The sequence below is a fragment of the Delftia sp. WSY_22 genome (assembly GCF_043104185.1).
In the GTDB taxonomy this organism is placed as follows: Bacteria; Pseudomonadota; Gammaproteobacteria; order Burkholderiales; family Burkholderiaceae_C; genus Comamonas; species Comamonas tsuruhatensis.
In genome coordinates, this window is the sequence record NZ_JBICKN010000035.1 from 199,562 (window position 1) to 219,964 (window position 20,403).

A 20,403-nucleotide genomic window follows, 5' to 3' on the forward strand; every position below is an offset into this window, starting at 1 on the left:
GCGCACACGGGGGGCGCATCGCGCACAATACCGGCCGTGCAAACCTCAGCCTCTCTTGCCGGCGCGCAGCCGGCGCGCCCCATCGACATCGCCCTGCTGGTCAGCGTCTTCGTGATCGCGGCCTGCGGCCTGCTCTATGAGTTGGCTGCGGGCGCGCTGGCTTCCTATCTGCTGGGCGATTCCGTCCTGCAGTTCTCCACCATCATCGGCAGCTACCTGTTCGCCATGGGCATAGGCTCCTGGCTGTCGCGCTATTTCGAGGACCACCTGCCTGCGCACTTTCTGCGCATCGAGCTGATGGTGGCCCTGATCGGCGGTGCGTTGCCGGCCACGCTGTTCATTGCCAATGCCTACGCGCCCGGCGCGTTCCGGTTCCTGCTGTACGGCATGGTGCTGGTGGTGGGCACGCTGGTGGGGCTGGAGATTCCGCTGGTGATGCGCATCCTCAAGCGCAATGTGACGCTCAAGGACCTGGTGTCCCAGGTGCTGACCTTCGACTACCTGGGGGCGCTGGCCGTGTCGCTGGCATTTCCGCTGCTGCTGGTGCCCAAGCTGGGCCTGGTGCGCACGGGGCTGCTGTTCGGCTTCATGAACGCGGCGGTGGCGGTCTGGGCGCTGCTGCTGTTTCGGCATGAACTGCGGCGCCCGCGCGCCCATGCCCTGGCCTGCGCGGCCGTGCTGGCCCTGCTGGGCACGGGCATCTGGGGAGCCGACCATCTGACGCGCCTGGCCGACGACCATTTCTACCAGGACCGCATCGTGCTCTCCAGCAGCTCGCCCTACCAGCGCATCGTGGTGACGCAGGGACGCCAGGGCGCGCGGCTGTACCTCAATGGCAACCTGCAGTTCGCGCAAGGCGACGAGTACCGCTACCACGAGGCCCTGGTCCATCCCGTGATGGCCGCGCATGGCGCGCCCAAGCGCGTGGCCGTGCTGGGCGGCGGCGACGGCATGGCCGTGCGCGAGGTGCTCAAGTACCCCTCGGTGGAGTCGGTCACCCTGGTGGAACTGGACCCGGCCATGACCGACCTGTTCAAGGACAACGCCATGCTGCGCCGGCTCAACGGCGATGCGCTCAGCGATGCGCGCGTGCGCATCGTCAACACCGATGCCTTCCACTGGCTGCAGCAGGGCGGGGACACCTTCGACGTGGTCATCGTCGATTTCCCCGACCCGACCAATTTCGCCATCGGCAAGCTGTTCACCAACAGCTTCTATGCCTTGCTGGACAAGCGCCTGGCCGCCAGCGGCTACGCCGTGGTGCAGACCACGTCGCCCCTGATAGCGCGCAAGAGCTACTGGACCGTGGTGCAGACCATCGAATCCATCGGCCTGCAGGCCACGCCCTACCACGCCCATGTGCCCAGCTTTGGCGAGTGGGGCTTCGTCATCGCCAGCCACCGGCCCTGGCGCGAGCCCGATGCGCTGCCTGCGGGCCTGCGCTTTCTGAGCGCGCAGACCATGGCGCTGATGTTCGACTTTCCGCTGGACATGGCGCGTGTGCCGGCCGAGGTCAACCGCCTGTCCAACCAGGTGCTGGTCAATACCTACGAACGCGAATGGGGCAGGGTGGAGCGTTGAGCCCCGACCGCCCGTCTTTGTGGAGCCGGCGCCAATGGCTGCAGGGCCTGGCCGGCGGTGCGGCCGCAGGCCTGGTCGGCTGCACGCCAACGCCGCCTCGTCTGGAAGACCTGCCTGGTGGCTTCAGCGGCGTGGCGCTGGAGCGCGGCCATGCCTTGCGCGCGTTCTGGCAGCGATTGGGCCAGGGCCTGGCGCTGCCGGCGCCGGCCGTGGTGCACCGCGCCAACGTGGTGATCGCCGGTGGCGGCATGGCGGGCCTGGCGGCTGCGCGGGCGCTGGAGCTGTCGGGGGTGCAGGGTGTGGCACTGCTGGACACGCAGCCGGCCATGGGCGGAAACAGCCAGGGCGGCAGCATGTCCGGGCTGGCCTGTCCTTTGGGCGCCCACTATCTGCCCTTGCCTGGCGACGATGCATCCGAGGTCCAGGACTGGCTCGAAGCCCTGGGCCTGCGCCAGCGCCGCGCAGGCCGCTGGCAGTACGACGAGCGCCATCTGTGCCACAGCCCGCAGGAGCGCCTGTTCTGGCAGGGCGCCTGGCATGAGGGCCTGCTGCCCGTCGATGGCGTGGCGCCGCGCACGCTGGCGCAGTACGAACTCTTTGCGCGCAGCGTGGCCCAGGAGATGGACAGGGCGCCCTTTGCCATGCCGTCCATCCGCGTCTGGCAGCGCCAGGGCCGGCTGCCCGCCGCCCATGCCGCGCTGGACGGCCAGACCATGCAGGCCTGGCTGGTCCAGCAGGGCATCGATGATGCGCAGCTGATCTGGTATCTGGAGTACTGCTGCCGCGACGATTTCGGCGCGGGCCTGGCGCGGGTGTCGGCCTGGGCGGGCCTGCACTATTTCGCCAGCCGCCACGGCTTCTCGGCCCCGCGCCGCCAGGATGAGCGCACGCCCGAAGACACGGGTGATGCCGTGCTGACCTGGCCCCAGGGCAATGGCTGGCTGTCGCAGCAACTGGTGGCCGGGCTGGGCTCCACCGACCTGCAGACCGATTGCAGCGTGCTATCCATTGCCGAGAGTGCCGATGGCGTGGAGATCGACGTCTACCACCACGGTCGCCAGCAGCACGAGCGCTGGCTGGCCGCGCGCTGCATCGTGGCCCTGCCCAGCTTCATCGCGGCACGCGTGGTGCGCGATGCGCCGGACTTCCTGCGCGCGGTGGCCGGCCGGCTGGACTGGGCGCCCTGGCTGGTGGCCAACATCCATCTGCAGCGGCCGTTGGCCGACCGGCCCGGCGCCGATCCGGCCTGGGACAACGTGCTGTTTGCCGATCCGAATGCGGGCGGCCTGGGCTATGTGGACGCGGGCCACCAGGGCCTGGACCGGCTCACGCCCCGGCCCACGGTGCTCAGCTACTACCAGGCGCTGGGCGACTGGCCTGACGGGCGCGCCCAACTGCTGGGCCAGCCCTTCGGCTTCTGGCGGGACCGCATCGTCGGCAGCCTGCTCGTCCCCCATCCCGACCTGCTGCACAAGGCCACGCGCATGGAGATCACGCGCTACGGCCACGCCATGGCCATACCCCGGCCCGGTGACCAGCAGCTGCTCAGCCAGGTGGCGCTGCAGTCGCTGCACCGGGGGCGCAGCGCGCTGTGCGCCGGCGAGCGCGTGGCCCTGCTGCCCACGCCGGGCACGCGCCGCCTGTGGTTCGCACATTCCGACTGGGCCGGCTACTCGGTACTGGAGGAGGCCTTCACGCGTGGCCACCATGCGGGCCTGTGGGCTGGCGCGCGGACCTGAGGCTGTTCGCGGTGGCCACATGCGCGTGGCAGGCGCTTCAGATGTTGCCCGGCATCTGCACCATGCGGTACAGCGACTGGCTGCCGCGTGCGGCCAGCACGCCCAGCTGGGCCAGCGTGCGCGGGTCCAGCTCCAGCGTGATGGCGGCGCGCGCCAGCGCTGAGCGGATGCGGGGGCCGTCCTCGCCTTCATGGATGACGGGCGGATACAGGCTCGCGCCGTCGGCGCCGATCACGCTGGCCACCAGCGGCGGCTGCGGCGGCTCGCCACGGCGCAGCACCACGGCGATGTCACCGTTGTCCAGCCGCACATAGGTGCCCGGCGGGCACAGGCCCACGGCGCGCACCAGCGCGAAGCCCACCTCGTCGGAGTAGCGCTGCTGCTGGGTGAGCGCGCGCAGCGACTCGGCGGCGCTGCGGCCTTCGCGTGACTTGCGCGGGCTGATCAGGGCGGCGTAGCGGTCCACCGTGCCCAGGATGCGGACCAGCCGCTGCACGGGCGCCAGCGTGGACAGCGGCTGCTGCGGCACGGCCTCGTGGTGGTGGCCCACCAGCTCCAGCCACAGCGCATCGTTGACGAACAGCCGCGCCAGCAGGGCCTGGCTGTGCAGCGGGTGGCGCTGCACGGCCTGCTGCTGGGCGGGGGTCAGCGGCTCGCGCTGCAGCGCCAGTTCGTCCTGGAGCGCGTTCATGCCGATGTTCATGGTCAGTGCGCCATACACCAGGGTGCGGTGTTCGGACTCGTCCAGGCGCAGCTCGCGCGCCAGCACATGGCACAGGCAGGCGCAGACCAGGGCATGGGAGGCGCTGTAGCCCACGGTGGACGAGCAGGCGCGCTGGAACATCAGGTACAGCGCGGCATCGCTGTCGTGGGCGATCAGCTCCTGCAGCCACAGGTCGATCTGCTGCAGCTTGACCAGGAAGCCCTGCACCTGCAGCGGCGCGGACAGCAGCACGGACAGTGCGGCCTCCAGGTCGGACCACAGGCCCAGCAGGTCTTCGTAGGAATCGTCGGGGCGTCGGCTCATCGTTGGCGGGGGGCGGGAAGCGGGGCGCATGCAGGCCGTATCAGCGCCGCTCCAGCACCATCTCGCTGCCCTGGCGGGTCATCTGGACGTGGGCAAGAAAGCTGTTGCCCAGCAGCACATAGGGCATGGGAAGAGGGGCGACCACGGCGTCCACACCGAAGACCTCGACATCGCCCACGCGCACCGAATCCAGCCGCAGGCGCCAGCCCTGGGCATCGCCGTTGGCGGTGCGCATCATCACCGGCTGGCCCTTGAGAAAGGGCAGGCCCATGCGTTCGGCGTCGGACCGGCCGATGGCGACCGAGCTGGCGCCCGTGTCCACCATGTAGACCATGGTCTTGCCATTGATCTGGCCGCGTTCGATGAAGTGCCCCCGGTTGTCGGCCTTGAGCACCACGCGCCGGCCGAGCGCGGGATCGCCCGCCGCCGCGCCCCGGCCGCCCAGGCTGATGGGCGCCTCGCCCAGGCGCAATGTCTGGCGGCGGCCCTTGATTTCCACCTCGGCCGTGTCACCCGATACCTGCAGCACGCGCACGTCCTGCAGGCTTTCGCCCGCCGCCAGCGCGCGCGGCGTGCCGCCGTCTATGACCAGCAAGGCCTTGCTGCCCAGCACGCCGCTGAGCGCCACGGACTGCGCCGTCGCCGACGGTGGAGCCAGCGCGGCCGCTGCGGCCAGGCTCAGAAGTACGGCACGTAGGTGGCGCATGGGGTGGCTTGTGGCGCAGAGGCGGGTGCCAGGCGATCAGTCGCGGAAGTTGTTGAAGGACAGGGGATGGTCGGCCAGGTCCTTGCGGATCAGGGCCATGGCGGCCTGCAGGTCGTCGCGCTTGGCGCCGGTGACGCGCACGGCGTCGCCCTGGATGGCGGCCTGCACCTTGAGCTTGCTGTCCTTGATCAGCTTTTGCAGCTTCTTGCCCAGCTCGGCCTCGATGCCGTTCTTGACCTTGATGGTCTGCTTGAGCTTGTCGCCGCCGATCTTCTGGGCCTTCTGGATGTCCAGGAAGCGCACGTCCACGCTGCGCTTGGTCAGCTTGTTGCGCAGGATGTCCTCGACCTGCTGCAACTGGAAGTCGGCATCGCCGAACAGCGTGATTTCCTTGTCCTTGAGCTCGATGGCGGCCGAGGTGCCCTTGAAGTCGAAGCGTGTGCCGATTTCCTTGGCGGTGTTCTCCACGGCGTTCTTCACTTCGACGAAGTCGGCTTCGCACACGGTGTCAAAAGAAGGCATGGCAAATATTTCCTGTAAATGTTCTGAAAAAGTACCGCAGCGCGCGGCCGGGCGATGCGGGCGCGGGGCCGGCGGCGCAGGGAGGCGGTGCGACAATCCGGCTGATGTTAGTCGAGAAAAATGTTCCGCTGCAGCATTGCAACAGCTTCGGCATCGCCGCCCGTGCCCACACCCTGGTGCGCGTGCGCAGCGACGAGGACGTGCGCCATTTCCTGGCCGATCCGCTGTGGGGCCGCCAGCCCGTGTTCGTGCTGGGCGGCGGCAGCAATGTGGTGATCACGGGCGACGTCGATCCCGTGGTCCTCAAGATGGAGATAGCGGGCATGCGCCTGCTGCGCGAGACCGATCGCCACTGGATCGTCGAGGCCGGTGCCGGCGAGCGCTGGCACGACCTGGTGGCCTGGACCCTGTCGCAGGGCTACGGCGGCCTGGAGAACATGGCGCTGATTCCCGGCACCGTGGGCGCGTCGCCGGTGCAGAACATCGGCGCCTACGGATTGGAGCTGCAGGACCGCTTCGAGTCGCTGGATGCCATCGACCTGGCCACGGGGGAGTCCTTCACGCTGGATGCCGCGCAATGCGCCTTCGGCTACCGCGACTCGGTGTTCAAGCATGCGCCGGCCGAGCCCACGCCCGTGGCGCGTGCGCGCATGAGCGGCGTGCCGCCGCGCGGCATGGGCCTCAAGGGCCGCGCCGTGATCACGCGCGTGCGCCTGGCCCTGCCCAAGGACTGGAAGCCCGGCCTGGGCTACCTGGACCTGCAGCGCCGCCAGGCCGAGGCGGGCGTGGCCGAGCCCACGGCCCGCCAGATCTTCGACTGGGTGTGCGAGATCCGCCGCGCCAAGCTGCCCGATCCGGAGCACATCGGCAACGCGGGCAGCTTCTTCAAGAACCCGACGGTGACGCCCGAGCAGTGTGCCGACATCATTGCGCGCGAGCCCCGCATCGTGCACTACCCCATGGACGACGGTTCCATCAAGCTGGCCGCCGGCTGGCTGATCGATGCCTGCGGCTGGAAGGGCAAGTCCATGGGCCGCGCCGGGGTGTATGACAAGCAGGCCCTGGTGCTGGTCAACCGGGGCGACCGGCACAGCGTGGACAGCAGCGTCACGGGCGGCGAGGTCATGACGCTGGCCGGAGCGATACAGACCAGCGTCTACGAGCGATTCGGCATCCGCCTGGAGCCCGAGCCCGTCGTGGTCTGAGCGGCCTTGGGCGGTCCTTGGGCGGTTCTTGAGGGGCACGGCGGCAAAAAAACAGCGGCCCGCAGGGCATTGCCGCCTGCGGGCCGCTGCGCATCAGCGCCTCAGTGGGCGGAGTGACTGCGCCAGTCCATATAGTCCTTGTCGGTCATCAGCACCCACAGCGCGAGCACCAGCACCACGATGCCCGACACCACGGCATTGCGCATGGCGTCCATCTGGCCGGCAAAGCCCAGCACCCAGGGCGAGATCACCATCCACAGACCCAGCAGGCCTTCGGTCCATTCCTCCCACGCGCGGGGCATGAAGATGGCTCCCAGCGCAGCGGCAATCAGCGCCAGTCCGATGACCACGCCGTTGGCTGTGGGCGCCATCTGGTCCTGGAACCCCAGCACCCAGGGCGAGACTGCCAACCAGACTCCCAGCAGGACGTTGAGCGGGTCCTGCCAATGCTTCATGTATTTCATGGCTGCACCTCCTGCCGCCACGACGAATGAGGGCGGCAGCTGGTTGGATCAAGGGCGCAGCATGCAGGTTCCATGAGGATTTTTGCGAAAGTGCATGCTTACCATGGCATCTCGCCCTTGTTCACCTTGGCGCCGATGTCCAGCGACAGCGCCATGCCGGCCTGCGGGTAGGCCTGCTTCATGGCACCGATCAGCTCGGCGCTGTTGCCCGCCTTGGCGGCGGCGGCCTCGAAACGCTGGAGATAGTCGCGTGTATAGGCGATGGCGCTGGCGTCCATGGCCGTGCCGGCCTGCATGTGGCCGGGCACGACCACGGCGGGCTTGAGGGCCTGCATCTCGTCCAGCTGCGCCAGCCAGGCCTTGCGCTCGGCGCTCTTTTGCGTGTCCGCCGTCCAGACATGCAGGTTGCCGAACACGCCCACGTTGCCGACGATGGCCTGCAGCGCAGGCACCCAGACATAGGGGCGGTGGGCCAGCGGGCCGGTGGTGCCGCGCAGCTCCAGCGCCTGGCCGTCCACCATCACCGTATTGCCTTGCAGGGCCTCGGGCAGCACGGGATGGCTGGGGGCGTTGGCGCCCATCTTGGGGCCCCAGAAGGCCAGCTTGCCCTGCAGCTTGGACTCGATCTTCTCGCGCACGGCCGGCGTGGCCACCACCTTGGCCTGCGGGAACAGGCTCTTGAGCACTTCGGCGCCGAAGTAGTAGTCGGGGTCGGCATTGCTGATGAGGATGGTGGTCAGCTGCTTGCCGCTGTCCAGCACATTGGCGGCAATGCGCAGGCCGTCGGCGCGGGTGAAGCCGCTGTCCACGACCACGGCCTCCTTGGCGCCGGTGATCAGGGTGGAGGTCACGGCAAAGCTGTGTTCGTCGGCCTGGTAGACCTTCATTTGCAGCGGGGCGGGCGCCTGGGCATGGGACAGGCCGGCCGACAGGGCCAGGGTGAGCGAAAGCAAGGTGGTGCGAAGCATGTCGATTTCCTTTGAAAAAAGCACAAGACAGAAACGGGTGGCAGCGCCGTGCTGCCATGGGTAGTACTTTAGTTTTTGAAATCGAGCAGATAAACGGCAGAATATGCGCTTGTTTGTTGCAGAAATCGAGCATATCCATGGACCGATTGCTGGCGATGCAGGTGTTTGCCACGGTGGCCGAATGCGGCAGCTTCACGGCGGCGGCCGAGCGGCTGGACCTGTCGCGCGCCATGGCCACGCGCCATGTGGAGTCGCTGGAGCAGTGGCTGGGCGCGCGCCTGCTGCACCGCACCACGCGCCGTGTCTCGCTCACCGATGCCGGTGCGCAGTGCCTGCGCTACAGCCAGCAGATGCTGGCCCTGGCCGATGAGGTGCAAGGCGAGATGCGCGCCGGCGACAGCCAGTTGCGCGGCCTGCTGCGCGTGACCTGCAGCATGTCCTTCGGCCATGCGCAGATGGCGCCGGCCATTGCGCAGTTCATGCGGCTGCACCCGCACCTCAAGATCGACCTGCTGGTGGACGACGGCGCGCTGGACCTGGTGCAGCAGCGCATCGACCTGGCCATACGCATCAGCGCCGATCCGGGCGCCGCACTCATCGGCCGGCCGCTGGCCGTCTGCGAATCGGTGCTGGTGGCCTCGACCGCCTATCTGGATGCGGCTGGCCGGCCGCAGGCACCGGCCCAGCTGCAGGCGCACCGCTGCCTGGGACACATGCGCGTGGGGCGCAATGTCTGGCAATTGACTCGCCGTGACGATGGAGGCGATGAGCAGCAGATCGCCGTCACCACCTGGTTCAACGCCAACGAAGCCACCGTGCTGGCCGCCGCTGCCGTCGAAGGCGCCGGCATTGCCTTGCAGCCAACCTACCTGGTCCAGCCCATGCTGCAAAACGGCCAGCTGGAGCTGGTGCTGCCCGACTGGCGCCCGCAGCCGCTGACCGTGCATGCGCTGTACAGCTCGCGCCGCCATCTGCCGGTGGCCGTGCGGGCGCTGCTGGATTTTCTCGTGCAGCGTTTCGAGGGCGCGCACTGGTAGCCGGGGCGTAAAAAAAGCCGCCTTGCGGCGGCTTGTGGGATGCAAGTGTGCGATTTTCTGGCCCATGGCGTCGCGTGCTTGGCGGGCGCGTCCCATGCCAGGGACGCCGAGCAAGGGCCGCCCCGCAGCGAGGGCGTCGTCCCCTCCCTCGCGAAGCGAGTAGAGAGGGGGAAGCGGCGTCAGCCGCTCAGGGGGTGTAGGTCATTCCTTGCCGCCCAATTGGGGCAGGGCGGTGCTGGTGCCCAGGGACAGCAGGCCGGCCTTGGCGTAGATGGCCAGCTTGTCGCGGGTGTCCATCAGGTCCAGGTTGCGCATGGTCAGCTGGCCGATGCGGTCGGCGGGGCTGAAGGGCGCGTCCTCGACCTTTTCCATCGACAGGCGCTCGGGCGCGTAGGTCAGGTTGGGCGATTCGGTGTTCAGGATGGAGTAGTCATTGCCGCGGCGCAGCTCCAGCGTCACGGTGCCGGTCACGGCGCGGGCCACCCAGCGCTGGGCGGTTTCGCGCAGCATGATGGCCTGCGGGTCGAACCAGCGGCCCTGGTACAGCAGGCGGCCCAGGCGCAGGCCGTTGATGCGGTACTGCTCGATGGTGTCCTCGTTGTGGATGCCGGTCACCAGGCGCTCGTAGGCGATGTGCAGCAGGGCCATGCCGGGGGCTTCGTAGATGCCGCGGCTCTTGGCTTCGATGATGCGGTTCTCGATCTGGTCGCTCATGCCCAGGCCGTGGCGGCCACCGATGCGGTTGGCTTCCAGGAACAGCTCCACGGGATCGGCGATTTCCTTGCCATTGAGGGCCACGGGGCGGCCTTCTTCGAAGGTCACCGACACTTCCTCGGCCTTGACCTCGACCTCGGGCTTCCAGAACGCCACGCCCATGATGGGGTTGACGATGCGGATGCCGCTGTTCAGGAACTCCAGGTCCTTGGCCTCGTGCGTGGCGCCCAGCATGTTGCTGTCGGTCGAGTAGGCCTTCTCGGCGCTCATCTTGTAGCCGAAGCCCTCCTTGGTCATGAAGGCCGACATCTCGGCGCGGCCGCCCAGCTCGTCGATGAAGGTCTGGTCCAGCCAGGGCTTGTAGATCTTCAGAGCGGGGTTGGTCAGCAGGCCGTAGCGGTAGAAGCGCTCGATGTCGTTGCCCTTGAAGGTCGAGCCGTCACCCCAGATGTTGACGTCGTCTTCCTTCATGGCGGCCACCAGCATGGTGCCGGTCACGGCACGGCCCAGGGGCGTGGTGTTGAAATAGGTGATGCCGCCCGTGGAGATGTGGAAGGCGCCGGCCTGGATGGCGGCAATGCCTTCGCCGGCCAGCTGCGCGCGGCAGTCGATCAGGCGGGCCTGCTCGGCGCCGTACTCCATGGCCTTGCGGGGGATTTCGTCGTAGTCGGCCTCGTCGGGCTGGCCCAGGTTGGCCGTGTAGGCGTAGGGCAGGGCGCCCTTGTTCTTCATCCAGCGCAGGGCGGCGCTGGTGTCCAGGCCGCCCGAGAAGGCGATGCCGACCTTTTGGCCGACGGGGACGTTTTGCAGGATGGTTTCCATACGATGCTTCTCTCAATAACGATGGCGGCTGGCGTGCGGGACGCGGCTGCCGGAAAACACGGAAGGCGCCTGGGCGCCGTCAGGGCGAATGCGTCGGTCTGCCCAGGCGCTCAGGCGCTCTTAGGCGTAGTGGCAGATGTAGTGGTAGGCCTCGGTCACGCGGATGTCGAACTTGGAGTTCGCAGGCACCTGGAAGGACTCGCCGGCCTTGGAGGTCAGCCACTGGTCCGTGCCGTCGAGCTTGTACTCGCAGGAACCGGCCACGCATTCCATGATCTCGGCGGCGGCCGTGCCGAAGGTCAGCTGGCTGGGCAGCACCACGCCGGCAGACTTCTTCGTGCCATCGGCCAGCGTGAAGCCGTGGCTGATGCATTTGCCGTCGAAATAGACATTGGCCTTGGTGGTCAGGGTGATGCCAGAGATGGTTTCGGTGGTCATGGAAGCTGGGCAGAGGGTGGACTAAACCGCCCATTTTAGGCCAGCACCCGGCCGCTGCCCGTACGTGCTGGCCGCCGCCATGCAAAAAGCCCCTTGTCGGGGCTTTGCATGCGCAGGTCCGTCTCAGCGGCGCCAGCCATGACGGTAGCCGCCGCGCCAGCCGTGATAGCTGGGGCGCGAGGCGTAGTACACGCCGGCAGCAAGGGCTGCTCCAATCACCACGGGAGCCACATAGTCACCGGCCGAATACACGGGCTGCACAGGCTGGGGGGCGTAGTAGCCACCGCCGTCGTAGTAGTTGTTCTGGTAGACCACGGGCGGCGGCACGGGTGCGGTGGAGTACGCGGCCTGGGGCGGCTGGTTGGTGCCGTAGTAGCCGTTGCTGCCATAGGCCGCGCTGTTGGCGGCGGGCTGCACGCTCAGCGCGATCCAGTCCCCGGGCGGCGTGGTGGTACGCGTCGTGTAGTTGCGGCCTGCGTACTCGTAGACCACGTCATAGGCCACGGCGCGGTTCTGGTAGTAGGTCTGGGTGGTGCAGTTGCGCACCGTCTGGTACTGGGGCTGGCCCGTGGCCTCGGCCTGGTTGCCCAGCATGGCGCCGCCGATCACGCCGGCCGCCGTGGCGGCCGCGCGTCCGCCGCCATGGCCGATGGCATTGCCGACCACGCCGCCCGCCAGGGCACCCAGAACGGCGCCCGCGCCCGAGGTACGCTGGCCGGTATAGACGTTTTCATCGCGGCAGACCTGCTGGGGCACGGCCACCTGCTGGGTCACCGGGGTCACCGACAGCACCCGGCCTTGCTCCTGGGCCAGGGCCACGGTGGCGGTCGTGGCCGCCAGCGTCAAAAGAACCAGGGATTTCATGATTGCACTCCTGTTGCGCTGGCGGTATTTCCTGCCAGGCTCCATGCAAGTGTATTCCTCGGGCCTGGAAAGCAGTTTGCGGTCGCGTAAATCCACGTAATAAGCTGTTCCAGGCCTGATGGCAGAGTCAGCGCTTGCCCCCGTGGGCCATCTCTGCCCAGGCGTCGGGCGCAAAACCCACGGTGATGCGTCCCTGCGGCCATTGGACGACCGGGCGCTTGATGACGCTGGGCTGCTGCTGCATGAGGGCTGCGGCACCGGCCGCATCCTGGGCGGCGGCCTGGGTGTCGGCATCGAGCTTGCGCCACGTCGTGCCTTGGCGGTTGAGCAGCTTTTCCCAGCCGACAGCCTGCATCCAGGCGGGCAACTGCTCGGCGGGAACACCCTGTTTCTTGAAGTCGTGGAATTCGTAGGCGATGCCCTGGTCGGTGAGCCAGGCGCGGGCCTTCTTGACGGTGTCGCAGTTGGGAATGCCGTAGAGCGTCACAGTGTTTGCAGTGGTCATGATTGGTTGCAGTTGCCGCAGTCAATGGATGGCGAGGACCCCATAAGGACACTGTCCCTGGGTAACAATAGCGCGCAGTATGCACACCTCATTTCCCACATTGGATGCATGGCTCGCCTATTGCGAGCGCCTGCACCCCAAGAATATTGCGCTGGGCCTGGATCGCGTGCGCGAAGTTGCCCAGCGCCTGGACCTGCGTTTCGACTGCCCCGTGATCACGGTGGCGGGCACCAACGGCAAAGGATCGACCTGCGCCATGCTGGAGGCCGTGGCGCTTCAATCGGGCTTTCGCCCCGGCGTCTACACATCGCCGCATCTGGTGCATTTCGAGGAACGCTGCCGCGTGGGCGGCGAGATCGTGAAGGCCGCCGAGCTGCTGCCGCAGTTCGAGGCCGTGGAGCAGGCGCGCGTGCAGGGCACGGAAGTGGCGCTCACCTATTTCGAGTTCACCACGCTGGCCATCCTGCGGCTGATGAGCCAGTCCAGGCTGGATGTGGCGATTCTCGAGGTGGGCCTGGGCGGGCGGCTGGATGCCACCAATGTGATCGACGCCGATTGCGCCGTCATCACCAGCATCGACATCGACCATGTGGAATTCCTGGGGCCGGACCGCGAGAGCATCGGCCGCGAGAAGGCCGGCATCATGCGCGCCGGCCGGCCTGTGGTGGTCAGCGATCCCATGCCGCCGCAAAGCGTGCTGGACCATGCACAGGCCATTGGCGCCGATCTCTGGCGCCTGGGCCAGGACTTCAATTTCTCGGGCGACAAGCAGCAGTGGGGCTGGGCCGGACGCGGGCGGCGCTATGCGGGCCTGGCCTATCCGGCGCTGCGCGGCGCCAACCAGCTGGTCAATGCATCGGGTGCGCTGGCCGCGCTCGAAGCCATCCGCAGCCGCCTCCCCGTCACGGCCCAGGCCGTTCGCACGGGGCTGGCCATGGTCGAGCTGCCGGGCCGTTTCCAGATCATTCCGGGCCAGCCCACGCTGGTGCTGGATGTTGCGCACAACCCGCATTCGGTGGCGGCGCTGACGGCCAACCTCGATGCCATGGGCTACTTTCCCTGCACGCATGCGGTCTTCGGCGCCATGCACGACAAGGACCTGGCTCCCATGCTGGCCAGGATTGCCCCGCTGATCGACCGCTGGTATCTGACCGACCTGCCCACGCCGCGCGCCGAGAGCGCCGAGGTGCTGCGCCAGAAGATCGAAGCCCTGCCGCCCGCGCCGGGCGTGCCACGCGAGATCTCGCTGGCCACCTTCGCAAACCCGCAGCTGGCGCTGGATGCCGCGGTTCTTGCCGCAGGTCCCACTGATAGAATCGTGGTCTTTGGCTCGTTCTTCACGGTGGGCGGCGTGCTGCAGGACGGCCCGCCCCGGCTGAACGCCAAGCATCTGGGCACCTGAATCCAGTGATCCGCACCGCAAACGGCCATCGTGGCTGCCTGTGGTGGCCGATCTGAACGAGTCCGCACTCCATGGCATTTTTCAATTTTCGTTGGCCCGGCAAAAAAGACGACGGTGATTCGTCGTCCGCATCGAGGCGGCCCACACGGCTGGGACAGGCGGAAAGCGTCGATGTCATGCGCCGCCGGGCGCGCCACCGCCTCATCGGCGCGGCCGTGCTGGTCCTGGCGGGCGTGGTGGGATTCCCCCTGCTGTTCGACACCCAGCCGCGTCCGATTCCCGTGGACATCCCCATCGAGATTCCCGACCGCGACAAGGTCGCTCCTCTGGTCGTGCCCGGCGCCAATGCCGTGGACGCCCATCCGCACCAGGGCGCCGCTTCCCCGGCAGGCCGCGTGCCGGCCCAGGCCTCGCTGGGCGCCGACGAGGAAGAGGTTCCCATGGGCAGGCCTTCCGTGCCCGTGGCGCCAGCCGTCTCGCAGGTGGCTCCGGTCAAGCCGGAAGCAAAGCCCGAAACCCGGCCCGAGGCAAAGCCTGAGCCCAAGCCCGCCGCCAAGCCTGAGACCAAACCCGAGCCCAAGCCGGAACCCAGGCCCAAGCCCGAGCCGGCCAAACCCGAACACAAGCCGGAGCCCAAGCCCGAACCCAAACCCGAGCCGAAGCCAAAGCCCGAACCCAAGCCCGAGCCGTCCAGGAGCGACGACGCCGCGCGTGCCCGGGCCCTGCTGGAAGGTCGCAGCGCACCGGCGGCACCGGCGGCTGCTGCGGCGACGGACGAGCGCTTCATCGTGCAGGTCGGCGCCTTCTCCGATGCCGGCAAGGCCCAGGAAATCCGCGCCAAGCTGGAGCTGGCGGGCCTGAAGACTTTCACGCAGGTGGTGGACACCAAGGACGGCAAGCGCACGCGTGTGCGTGTGGGTCCGTTCAACGGCCGTGCCGAGGCCGACAAGGCGGCGGCGCGCGTCAAGGGCCAGGGCCTGCCGGCGTCGGTGCTCAAGCTCTGAGGCGGTGACGTACATCTTGCAAAGCAGCACAGGCGCACAGAGATAGCGTATGTCCACGGTGGACTGGGTTTTGCTGGCCTGCGTGCTGGCATCGATGCTGCTAGGCGCCTGGCGCGGGCTGGTGTATGAGGTGCTGTCGCTGCTCGGCTGGCTGGTGGCCTTCGTCGTGGCCCGCATCTGGGCGGCCGACGTGGCGCTGTGGCTGCCCATGCAGGACTGGGACATGCAGCTGCGCTATGCCGCAGGCTTTGTGCTGTTGTTCGTGCTGGCGCTGTTCGGCTGGGGCCTGGTGTCCTGGCTGTCGCGCCGGCTGATCGAGGCGGTGGGCCTGAGGCCCGTGGACCGCACGCTGGGCGCGCTGTTCGGCGTGCTGCGCGGGGCGCTGCTGGCCCTGGTGGCAACGATGGTGATCAGCTACACGCCGCTGCACCAGGGACAGTGGTGGCAGGATTCAGCCCTGGCGCCGTGGCTGATGCAGGCGCTGGCTGCGGTTTTGCCGCAGCTGCCGCAGGAATGGGGACGCTATCTGCCGGCTGCATGACAAGGCGCTGCAGCGCAGGAGTCGGCTGGCAGAAACAGTTTGGATAGAGAAATCGGGCGCAGGCGTGGCCAATGGGTGGCTGCTACGGCCCAGACAGCGAAGGGCGACCTTCGCAAACGGATGGAACGCAACTATGTGTGGAATCGTTGGTGTAGTCAGCACCGCGCCCGTGAATCAACTGATCTATGACGCCCTGCTGCTGCTGCAGCACCGTGGCCAGGATGCCGCCGGCATCGTGACCCAGCAGGAACGCAAGTTCTTCATGCACAAGGCCAAGGGCATGGTGCGCGACGTGTTCCGCACCCGCAACATGCGCGCCCTGCCGGGCACGGTGGGCCTGGGCCAGGTGCGCTACCCGACGGCCGGCAACGCGACCAGCGAGGAAGAGGCCCAGCCCTTCTACGTGAACGCGCCCTTCGGCATCGTCATGGTGCACAACGGCAACCTCACCAACGCCAAGCAGCTGCGCGAGGAACTGTCGGACACCGACCACCGCCACACCAACACCGAGAGCGACTCCGAAGTCCTGCTCAACGTGCTGGCCCACGAGCTGGCCCGCGCCAGCAGCGGCGCACCGCTCAAGAGCGAAGACGTCTTCCAGGCCGTCAGCGCCGTGCACAAGCGCATCAAGGGCTCGTACGCCGTGATCGCGCTGATTGCGGGCTACGGCCTGCTGGCCTTCCGCGACCCCTTCGGCATCCGTCCCCTGTGCATGGGCCGCAGCGCCGACGGCACGGTGATGCTGGCCAGCGAATCCGTGGCCCTGGAAGGCACGCTGCACCAGCTCGAGCGCGATGTCGCTCCGGGTGAAGCCGTGTTCGTGCACAGCGACGGCCAGGTCGAAACCCGCCAGTGCGCCGAAAAGAGCGAGCTGCACCCCTGCGTGTTCGAGTACGTATACCTGGCCCGTCCGGACTCGGTGCTCGACGGCATCTCCGTCTACCAGGCGCGCCTGAACATGGGCGAGACGCTGGCCAAGCGCGTGGTCTCCACCGTGCCGCCCAACGAGATCGACGCCATCATCCCGATTCCCGAATCCAGCCGGCCCAGCGCCATGCAACTGGCCCAGCTGCTGGGCATTCCCTACCGCGAAGGCTTCGTCAAGAACCGCTACGTGGGCCGCACCTTCATCATGCCGGGCCAGGCCTCGCGCAAGAAATCCGTGCGCCAGAAGCTCAACGCCATCGGCAGCGAGTTCAAGGGCCGCAAGGTGCTGCTGGTGGACGACTCCATCGTGCGCGGCACCACCTCCAAGGAAATCGTGCAGATGGCGCGTGACGCCGGCGCCGTCAAGGTCTACCTGGCCTCGGCCGCTCCTCCGGTGCGCCATCCCAACGTCTACGGCATCGACATGCCCACGCGCGCCGAACTGGTGGCGCATGGCCGCACGGTCGAGGAAATCCGCCAGGTCATCGGCGCCGACGCGCTGATCTACCAGGACGTGGCCGCCATGAAGCAGACCGTGGGCAAGATCAATCCGCAGGTGCAGGGCTTCGAGGCCTCGTGCTTCGACGGCGTCTACATCACGGGCGACATCTCCGAGGACGAGGTCACGGCGCTCAACGAGGGTCGTAACCGGGGCGGGGAGGAAGAGGCCAGCGATGCGTCGCGCCTGTCCCTGCCCAATGCCCAGGAAGCCTGAGCGCCAGGGCATTCAGTGACAATGTCGGGCGGGCCTGTGGCCCGCCTTTTTTGACAAATGAGCTAAAAGCGCTGGTGCTGGAGCGTCCAGGGCCGCAAGGCCCTGGAAGCCGCCAGGTGACAAGTGCTTCTAGCTCCTTTTTTCCGGGCACCGCCACCGCTGGCGGGCTGCGCCCGATCCCCAAGGACCATCAACGTGACCAACAAGACACTTCCCGAAGGCCTGCATCCCGATACGCTGGCCCTGCGCGTGGGCGTGGAGCGAAGCCAGTGGGGTGAGCACAGCGAAGCCCTGTACATGACCAGCAGCTTCGTGCAGCCCGACTGTGCAACGGCCGCACGCCGCTTCGCCAATGAAGAGCCCGGCTACACCTACAGCCGCACCTCCAACCCCACGGTCACCAGCTTCGAGCAGCGCCTGGCCGCCATGGAGGGCACGGAATGCGCGGTGGCCACGTCCACGGGCATGTCGGCCATCTTGCTCGTGGCGCTGACCACGCTCAAGGCCGGCGACCATGTGATCTGCTCGCAGTCCATGTTCGGCTCCACCATCAAGCTGCTGGGCGGCGAGATGGCGCGCTTTGGCGTGGAGACCAGCTTTGTCTCGCAGACCGATGTGCAGGCCTGGAAGGCGGCCATCCGTCCCAACACGCGCCTTCTGTTCGCCGAGACGCCGACCAACCCGCTGACCGACCTGTGCGACATCGCCGCGCTGGCCGAGCTGGCGCACGCCCATGGCGCGCTGCTGGCCGTGGACAACAGCTTTGCATCGCCCGTGCTGCAGCAGCCTGCCAAGTTCGGCGCCGACCTGGTCGTGCACTCCGGCACCAAGCTGCTGGACGGCCAGGGCCGTGTCATGTCGGGCGCCGTCTGCGGCACGATGGCACTGGTGGACAAGGTCATGGGCACCTTTCTGCGCAGCGGCGGCCTGAACCTGGCGCCGTTCAACGCCTGGGTGGTGCTCAAGGGGCTGGAGACGCTGTCCCTGCGCGTGAAGGCGCAAAGCGCCTCCGCGCTGGAGCTGGCCACCTGGCTGGAGGCCCATCCCAAGGTCGCCCGCGTCTACTACCCGGGCCTGGCCAGCCACCCGCAGCACGAGCTGGCCATGCGCCAGCAAAACGGCATGGGCGGTGGCGTGCTGTCCTTCGACGTGGTGGGCGAGGGCGCCGAACAGCTGCGCGCCAACGCCTTCCATGTGGCCGACAGCACCCGGGTGTGCTCGATCACGGCCAACCTGGGCGACGTCAAGACCACCATCACCCATCCGGCCAGCACCTCGCATGGCCGCCTGAGCGAAGAGCAGCGCCGTGCCGCCGGCATCGGCCAGGGCCTGCTGCGCATCTCCGTCGGACTGGAATACCTGGGCGACCTCAAGAACGATCTCTCCCGCGGACTGGATACCCTGCAATGACACAAAAAGTACGTACCCGTTTTGCCCCGTCTCCCACGGGCTTCATCCACCTGGGCAACATCCGCTCGGCCCTGTATCCCTGGGCCTTTGCGCGCGCCACGGGCGGCGATTTCATCCTGCGCATCGAGGACACCGACGTGGAGCGCTCCACCCAGGCCTCGGTGGACGTGATCATCGAAGGCATGGCCTGGCTGCAGCTGGACCATGACGAAGGTCCGTTCTATCAAATGCAGCGCATGGACCGCTACAAGGAGGTGCTGGCCGGCCTGCAGGCTTCGGGCCATGTCTACCCCTGCTACATGAGCGTGGAAGAACTCGACGCCCTGCGCGAGCGCCAGATGGCCAACAAGGAAAAGCCGCGCTACGACGGCACCTGGCGCCCTGAGGAAGGCAAGGTGCTGCCGCCCGTGCCCGAAGGCGTGCGTCCCGTGCTGCGCTTCAAGACGCCGAAGGGCGGCGTCGTGGCCTGGGAAGACAAGTGCAAGGGCCGCATCGAGTTCCAGAACAGCGAGCTGGACGACCTGGTGATCGCGCGCCCCGATGGCACGCCCACCTACAACTTCTGCGTCTGCGTGGACGACATGGACATGGCCATCACCCATGTCATCCGTGGCGACGACCACGTCAACAACACGCCGCGCCAGATCCACATCTTCGAGGCCCTGGGCGCCAGCGTGCCAGTGTTCGCCCATCTGCCCACCGTGCTCAACGAGCAGGGCGAGAAGATGAGCAAGCGCAACGGCGCCAAGGCCGTCACCCAGTACCGCGACGAAGGCTACCTGCCCGACGCCATGGTCAACTACCTGGCCCGCCTGGGCTGGAGCCACGGCGACGACGAAATCTTCAGCCGCGCCCAGTTCCTGGAGTGGTTCAACCTCGACCATCTGGGCCGCAGCGCTGGCCAGTTCGACGAGGCCAAGCTGCGCTGGGTCAACGCCCAGCACCTGAAGGCGCTGGACGACGCGGCCCTGGCAGAGCTGGTGCGCCCCTTCGTGCTCAAGACCGGCCTGGACCAGGCCCTGCTCGACGCAGACGACCGCCTGCCGCGCATCTGCGCCCTGTTCAAGGACCGCTGCGAAACCCTGGTCGATCTGGCCGGCTGGGTGCGCCTGTTCTATGTGGACGCCTTCGACCGCAACGCCGAGGACCTGGCAAAGCACGTGACCGACGCCGTGGCGCCCACCCTGGACGCCTTCGCCGAAGGCATCGCCTCGGTGGAGTGGAGCAAGGAAGCCATTGCTGCCCTGATCAAGGAAGTGCTCAAGGCCCAGGGCCTGAAGATGCCGCAACTGGCCATGCCGGTGCGCGTGCTGACGCTGGGCACGGCGCACACGCCTTCGGTGGACGCGGTGCTGGAGCTGCTGGGTCGTGAAAAAATTCTGCCGCGTTTGAAAAACCGCTGAAAACCTGTCTATAATTCGAGTCTCTGATGCAAACGCAGCAACTAACAAGAAGCAGCGATTGCAGCATGAAGGGGGTATAGCTCAGCTGGGAGAGCGCTTGCATGGCATGCAAGAGGTCATCGGTTCGATCCCGTTTACCTCCACCAAAATTGAGACTTGAGTTTGTAACGCAAGTTCTAGGATTGACCCTATCGTCTAGAGGCCTAGGACATCACCCTTTCACGGTGAGTACCGGGGTTCGAATCCCCGTAGGGTCGCCAAGTTTGCAGCACTTGGCTCGCAAGAGCGCAAAAGCTGTCTGCCAGGAGTGGTAGTTCAGTTGGTTAGAATACCGGCCTGTCACGCCGGGGGTCGCGGGTTCGAGTCCCGTCCACTCCGCCAAAATTTGCCGCTTGGTATGTAAGCGCCT

Annotated in this window: 19 protein-coding genes and 3 tRNA genes; 13 read left to right on the top strand and 9 right to left on the bottom strand. The window is 67.4% G+C overall.

Translation table 11 applies throughout. The features are described 5' to 3' along the window. Positions 1 to 36: 36 nt before the first annotated feature. Both ACF8NF_RS18825 and ACF8NF_RS18830 read left to right on the top strand, forming a co-directional pair. A complete protein-coding gene (locus ACF8NF_RS18825; RefSeq protein ID WP_034363641.1) occupies positions 37 to 1,581 on the top strand; it encodes a polyamine aminopropyltransferase in 1,545 nt (514 codons plus the stop codon). Continuing rightward, on the top strand, positions 1,560 to 3,320 hold the full coding sequence (locus ACF8NF_RS18830) for an FAD-dependent oxidoreductase (protein ID WP_279494856.1): 1,761 nt from the start codon (positions 1,560 to 1,562) through the stop codon (positions 3,318 to 3,320). Before ACF8NF_RS18825 ends, ACF8NF_RS18830 begins: the two co-directional genes overlap by 22 nt. A 37-nt stretch (positions 3,321 to 3,357) precedes the next feature. Here the strand turns inward: ACF8NF_RS18830 and ACF8NF_RS18835 are convergent, their stop codons facing one another. Genes ACF8NF_RS18835 through ACF8NF_RS18845 form a run of 3 tightly spaced genes read right to left on the bottom strand, consistent with a single transcriptional unit; the run spans position 3,358 to position 5,575 of the window. Next, positions 3,358 to 4,347 carry an HD domain-containing phosphohydrolase gene (locus tag ACF8NF_RS18835; protein ID WP_279494858.1) on the bottom strand — a complete coding sequence of 330 codons (990 nt, stop codon included), beginning with the start codon at positions 4,345 to 4,347 and terminating at the stop codon, positions 3,358 to 3,360. Between the two features lie 40 nt (positions 4,348 to 4,387). After that, positions 4,388 to 5,053: a TIGR02281 family clan AA aspartic protease gene (locus ACF8NF_RS18840; RefSeq protein ID WP_016451421.1), complete on the bottom strand. Its 666-nt coding sequence runs from the start codon at positions 5,051 to 5,053 to the stop codon at positions 4,388 to 4,390. 36 nt (positions 5,054 to 5,089) lie between these two features. Then, positions 5,090 to 5,575, bottom strand: coding sequence for a YajQ family cyclic di-GMP-binding protein (locus tag ACF8NF_RS18845; protein WP_012206580.1), 486 nt, complete (start codon positions 5,573 to 5,575; stop codon positions 5,090 to 5,092). Between the two features lie 104 nt (positions 5,576 to 5,679). On the opposite strand from ACF8NF_RS18845, the gene murB reads away from it, so the two are divergent. After that, on the top strand, positions 5,680 to 6,780 hold the full coding sequence (gene murB / locus ACF8NF_RS18850; RefSeq protein WP_016449248.1) for a UDP-N-acetylmuramate dehydrogenase: 1,101 nt from the start codon (positions 5,680 to 5,682) through the stop codon (positions 6,778 to 6,780). A gap of 101 nt (positions 6,781 to 6,881) precedes the next feature. Here murB and ACF8NF_RS18855 read toward each other — a convergent pair whose 3' ends face one another. Together ACF8NF_RS18855 and ACF8NF_RS18860 are read right to left on the bottom strand one after the other, a co-directional pair. Further along, the gene (locus ACF8NF_RS18855) at positions 6,882 to 7,244 is read right to left on the bottom strand and encodes an SPW repeat protein (RefSeq protein WP_016451422.1); all 363 of its coding nucleotides are present in this window, start codon (positions 7,242 to 7,244) and stop codon (positions 6,882 to 6,884) included. Between the two features lie 98 nt (positions 7,245 to 7,342). Beyond that, positions 7,343 to 8,212 (bottom strand): MBL fold metallo-hydrolase, encoded by an 870-nt coding sequence (locus tag ACF8NF_RS18860; RefSeq protein WP_017407584.1) that lies wholly within the window; start codon positions 8,210 to 8,212, stop codon positions 7,343 to 7,345. Positions 8,213 to 8,349: 137 nt separating this feature from the next. Here ACF8NF_RS18860 and ACF8NF_RS18865 point away from each other — a divergent pair, with 137 nt between their 5' ends. Further along, a complete protein-coding gene (locus ACF8NF_RS18865; RefSeq protein WP_392451028.1) occupies positions 8,350 to 9,249 on the top strand; it encodes a LysR substrate-binding domain-containing protein in 900 nt (299 codons plus the stop codon). Between the two features lie 201 nt (positions 9,250 to 9,450). Here ACF8NF_RS18865 and argG read toward each other — a convergent pair whose 3' ends face one another. The 4 genes from argG to ACF8NF_RS18885 all read right to left on the bottom strand — a co-directional run bounded on the left by argG (position 9,451) and on the right by ACF8NF_RS18885 (position 12,592). After that, positions 9,451 to 10,785, bottom strand: coding sequence for an argininosuccinate synthase (argG, locus tag ACF8NF_RS18870; RefSeq protein ID WP_016449252.1), 1,335 nt, complete (start codon positions 10,783 to 10,785; stop codon positions 9,451 to 9,453). 120 nt (positions 10,786 to 10,905) lie between these two features. Beyond that, positions 10,906 to 11,223: a pyrimidine/purine nucleoside phosphorylase gene (locus ACF8NF_RS18875; RefSeq protein ID WP_016449253.1), complete on the bottom strand. Its 318-nt coding sequence runs from the start codon at positions 11,221 to 11,223 to the stop codon at positions 10,906 to 10,908. Positions 11,224 to 11,346: 123 nt separating this feature from the next. Further along, on the bottom strand, positions 11,347 to 12,087 hold the full coding sequence (locus ACF8NF_RS18880) for a glycine zipper 2TM domain-containing protein (RefSeq protein WP_016449254.1): 741 nt from the start codon (positions 12,085 to 12,087) through the stop codon (positions 11,347 to 11,349). A gap of 127 nt (positions 12,088 to 12,214) precedes the next feature. Next, entirely contained in the window at positions 12,215 to 12,592 is a 378-nt protein-coding gene (locus ACF8NF_RS18885) for an ArsC family reductase (RefSeq protein WP_016449255.1), read from the bottom strand. Positions 12,593 to 12,671: 79 nt separating this feature from the next. Here ACF8NF_RS18885 and folC point away from each other — a divergent pair, with 79 nt between their 5' ends. From folC to ACF8NF_RS18930, 9 genes are all read left to right on the top strand, one after another. Beyond that, a complete protein-coding gene (folC, locus tag ACF8NF_RS18890; protein ID WP_016449256.1) occupies positions 12,672 to 13,994 on the top strand; it encodes a bifunctional tetrahydrofolate synthase/dihydrofolate synthase in 1,323 nt (440 codons plus the stop codon). A gap of 71 nt (positions 13,995 to 14,065) precedes the next feature. Then, positions 14,066 to 14,998, top strand: coding sequence for an SPOR domain-containing protein (locus ACF8NF_RS18895; protein WP_016449257.1), 933 nt, complete (start codon positions 14,066 to 14,068; stop codon positions 14,996 to 14,998). Between the two features lie 49 nt (positions 14,999 to 15,047). Then, on the top strand, positions 15,048 to 15,539 hold the full coding sequence (locus ACF8NF_RS18900; RefSeq protein ID WP_016451425.1) for a CvpA family protein: 492 nt from the start codon (positions 15,048 to 15,050) through the stop codon (positions 15,537 to 15,539). 133 nt (positions 15,540 to 15,672) lie between these two features. After that, positions 15,673 to 17,181, top strand: a complete 1,509-nt coding sequence (gene purF, locus ACF8NF_RS18905; protein WP_016449259.1) for an amidophosphoribosyltransferase — start codon at positions 15,673 to 15,675, stop codon at positions 17,179 to 17,181. 195 nt (positions 17,182 to 17,376) lie between these two features. Continuing rightward, complete coding sequence (locus ACF8NF_RS18910; protein WP_017404950.1) at positions 17,377 to 18,591, top strand: O-succinylhomoserine sulfhydrylase; 1,215 nt, start codon at positions 17,377 to 17,379, stop codon at positions 18,589 to 18,591. Continuing rightward, on the top strand, positions 18,588 to 19,994 hold the full coding sequence (gene gltX, locus ACF8NF_RS18915) for a glutamate--tRNA ligase (RefSeq protein WP_392451029.1): 1,407 nt from the start codon (positions 18,588 to 18,590) through the stop codon (positions 19,992 to 19,994). Before ACF8NF_RS18910 ends, gltX begins: the two co-directional genes overlap by 4 nt. A 70-nt stretch (positions 19,995 to 20,064) precedes the next feature. After that, positions 20,065 to 20,140 (top strand) — tRNA-Ala (locus tag ACF8NF_RS18920). A 38-nt stretch (positions 20,141 to 20,178) separates the two neighbouring features. Next, a tRNA-Glu gene (locus ACF8NF_RS18925) sits at positions 20,179 to 20,254 on the top strand. Positions 20,255 to 20,298: 44 nt separating this feature from the next. Continuing rightward, a tRNA-Asp gene (locus tag ACF8NF_RS18930) sits at positions 20,299 to 20,375 on the top strand. Positions 20,376 to 20,403: the final 28 nt, after the last annotated feature.

Coding starts and splice junctions, on each gene's coding strand:
- ACF8NF_RS18880 (WP_016449254.1), bottom strand. CDS start 12,087: ATGAAATCCCTGGTTCTTTTGACGCTGGCGGCCACGACCGCCACCGTG.
- murB (WP_016449248.1), top strand. CDS start 5,680: ATGTTAGTCGAGAAAAATGTTCCGCTGCAGCATTGCAACAGCTTCGGC.
- gltX (WP_392451029.1), top strand. CDS start 18,588: ATGACACAAAAAGTACGTACCCGTTTTGCCCCGTCTCCCACGGGCTTC.
- ACF8NF_RS18885 (WP_016449255.1), bottom strand. CDS start 12,592: ATGACCACTGCAAACACTGTGACGCTCTACGGCATTCCCAACTGCGAC.
- ACF8NF_RS18895 (WP_016449257.1), top strand. CDS start 14,066: ATGGCATTTTTCAATTTTCGTTGGCCCGGCAAAAAAGACGACGGTGAT.
- folC (WP_016449256.1), top strand. CDS start 12,672: ATGCACACCTCATTTCCCACATTGGATGCATGGCTCGCCTATTGCGAG.
- ACF8NF_RS18855 (WP_016451422.1), bottom strand. CDS start 7,244: ATGAAATACATGAAGCATTGGCAGGACCCGCTCAACGTCCTGCTGGGA.
- ACF8NF_RS18845 (WP_012206580.1), bottom strand. CDS start 5,575: ATGCCTTCTTTTGACACCGTGTGCGAAGCCGACTTCGTCGAAGTGAAG.
- ACF8NF_RS18900 (WP_016451425.1), top strand. CDS start 15,048: ATGTCCACGGTGGACTGGGTTTTGCTGGCCTGCGTGCTGGCATCGATG.
- ACF8NF_RS18840 (WP_016451421.1), bottom strand. CDS start 5,053: ATGCGCCACCTACGTGCCGTACTTCTGAGCCTGGCCGCAGCGGCCGCG.
- ACF8NF_RS18830 (WP_279494856.1), top strand. CDS start 1,560: ATGGGGCAGGGTGGAGCGTTGAGCCCCGACCGCCCGTCTTTGTGGAGC.
- argG (WP_016449252.1), bottom strand. CDS start 10,785: ATGGAAACCATCCTGCAAAACGTCCCCGTCGGCCAAAAGGTCGGCATC.
- ACF8NF_RS18865 (WP_392451028.1), top strand. CDS start 8,350: ATGGACCGATTGCTGGCGATGCAGGTGTTTGCCACGGTGGCCGAATGC.
- purF (WP_016449259.1), top strand. CDS start 15,673: ATGTGTGGAATCGTTGGTGTAGTCAGCACCGCGCCCGTGAATCAACTG.
- ACF8NF_RS18835 (WP_279494858.1), bottom strand. CDS start 4,347: ATGAGCCGACGCCCCGACGATTCCTACGAAGACCTGCTGGGCCTGTGG.
- ACF8NF_RS18860 (WP_017407584.1), bottom strand. CDS start 8,212: ATGCTTCGCACCACCTTGCTTTCGCTCACCCTGGCCCTGTCGGCCGGC.
- ACF8NF_RS18875 (WP_016449253.1), bottom strand. CDS start 11,223: ATGACCACCGAAACCATCTCTGGCATCACCCTGACCACCAAGGCCAAT.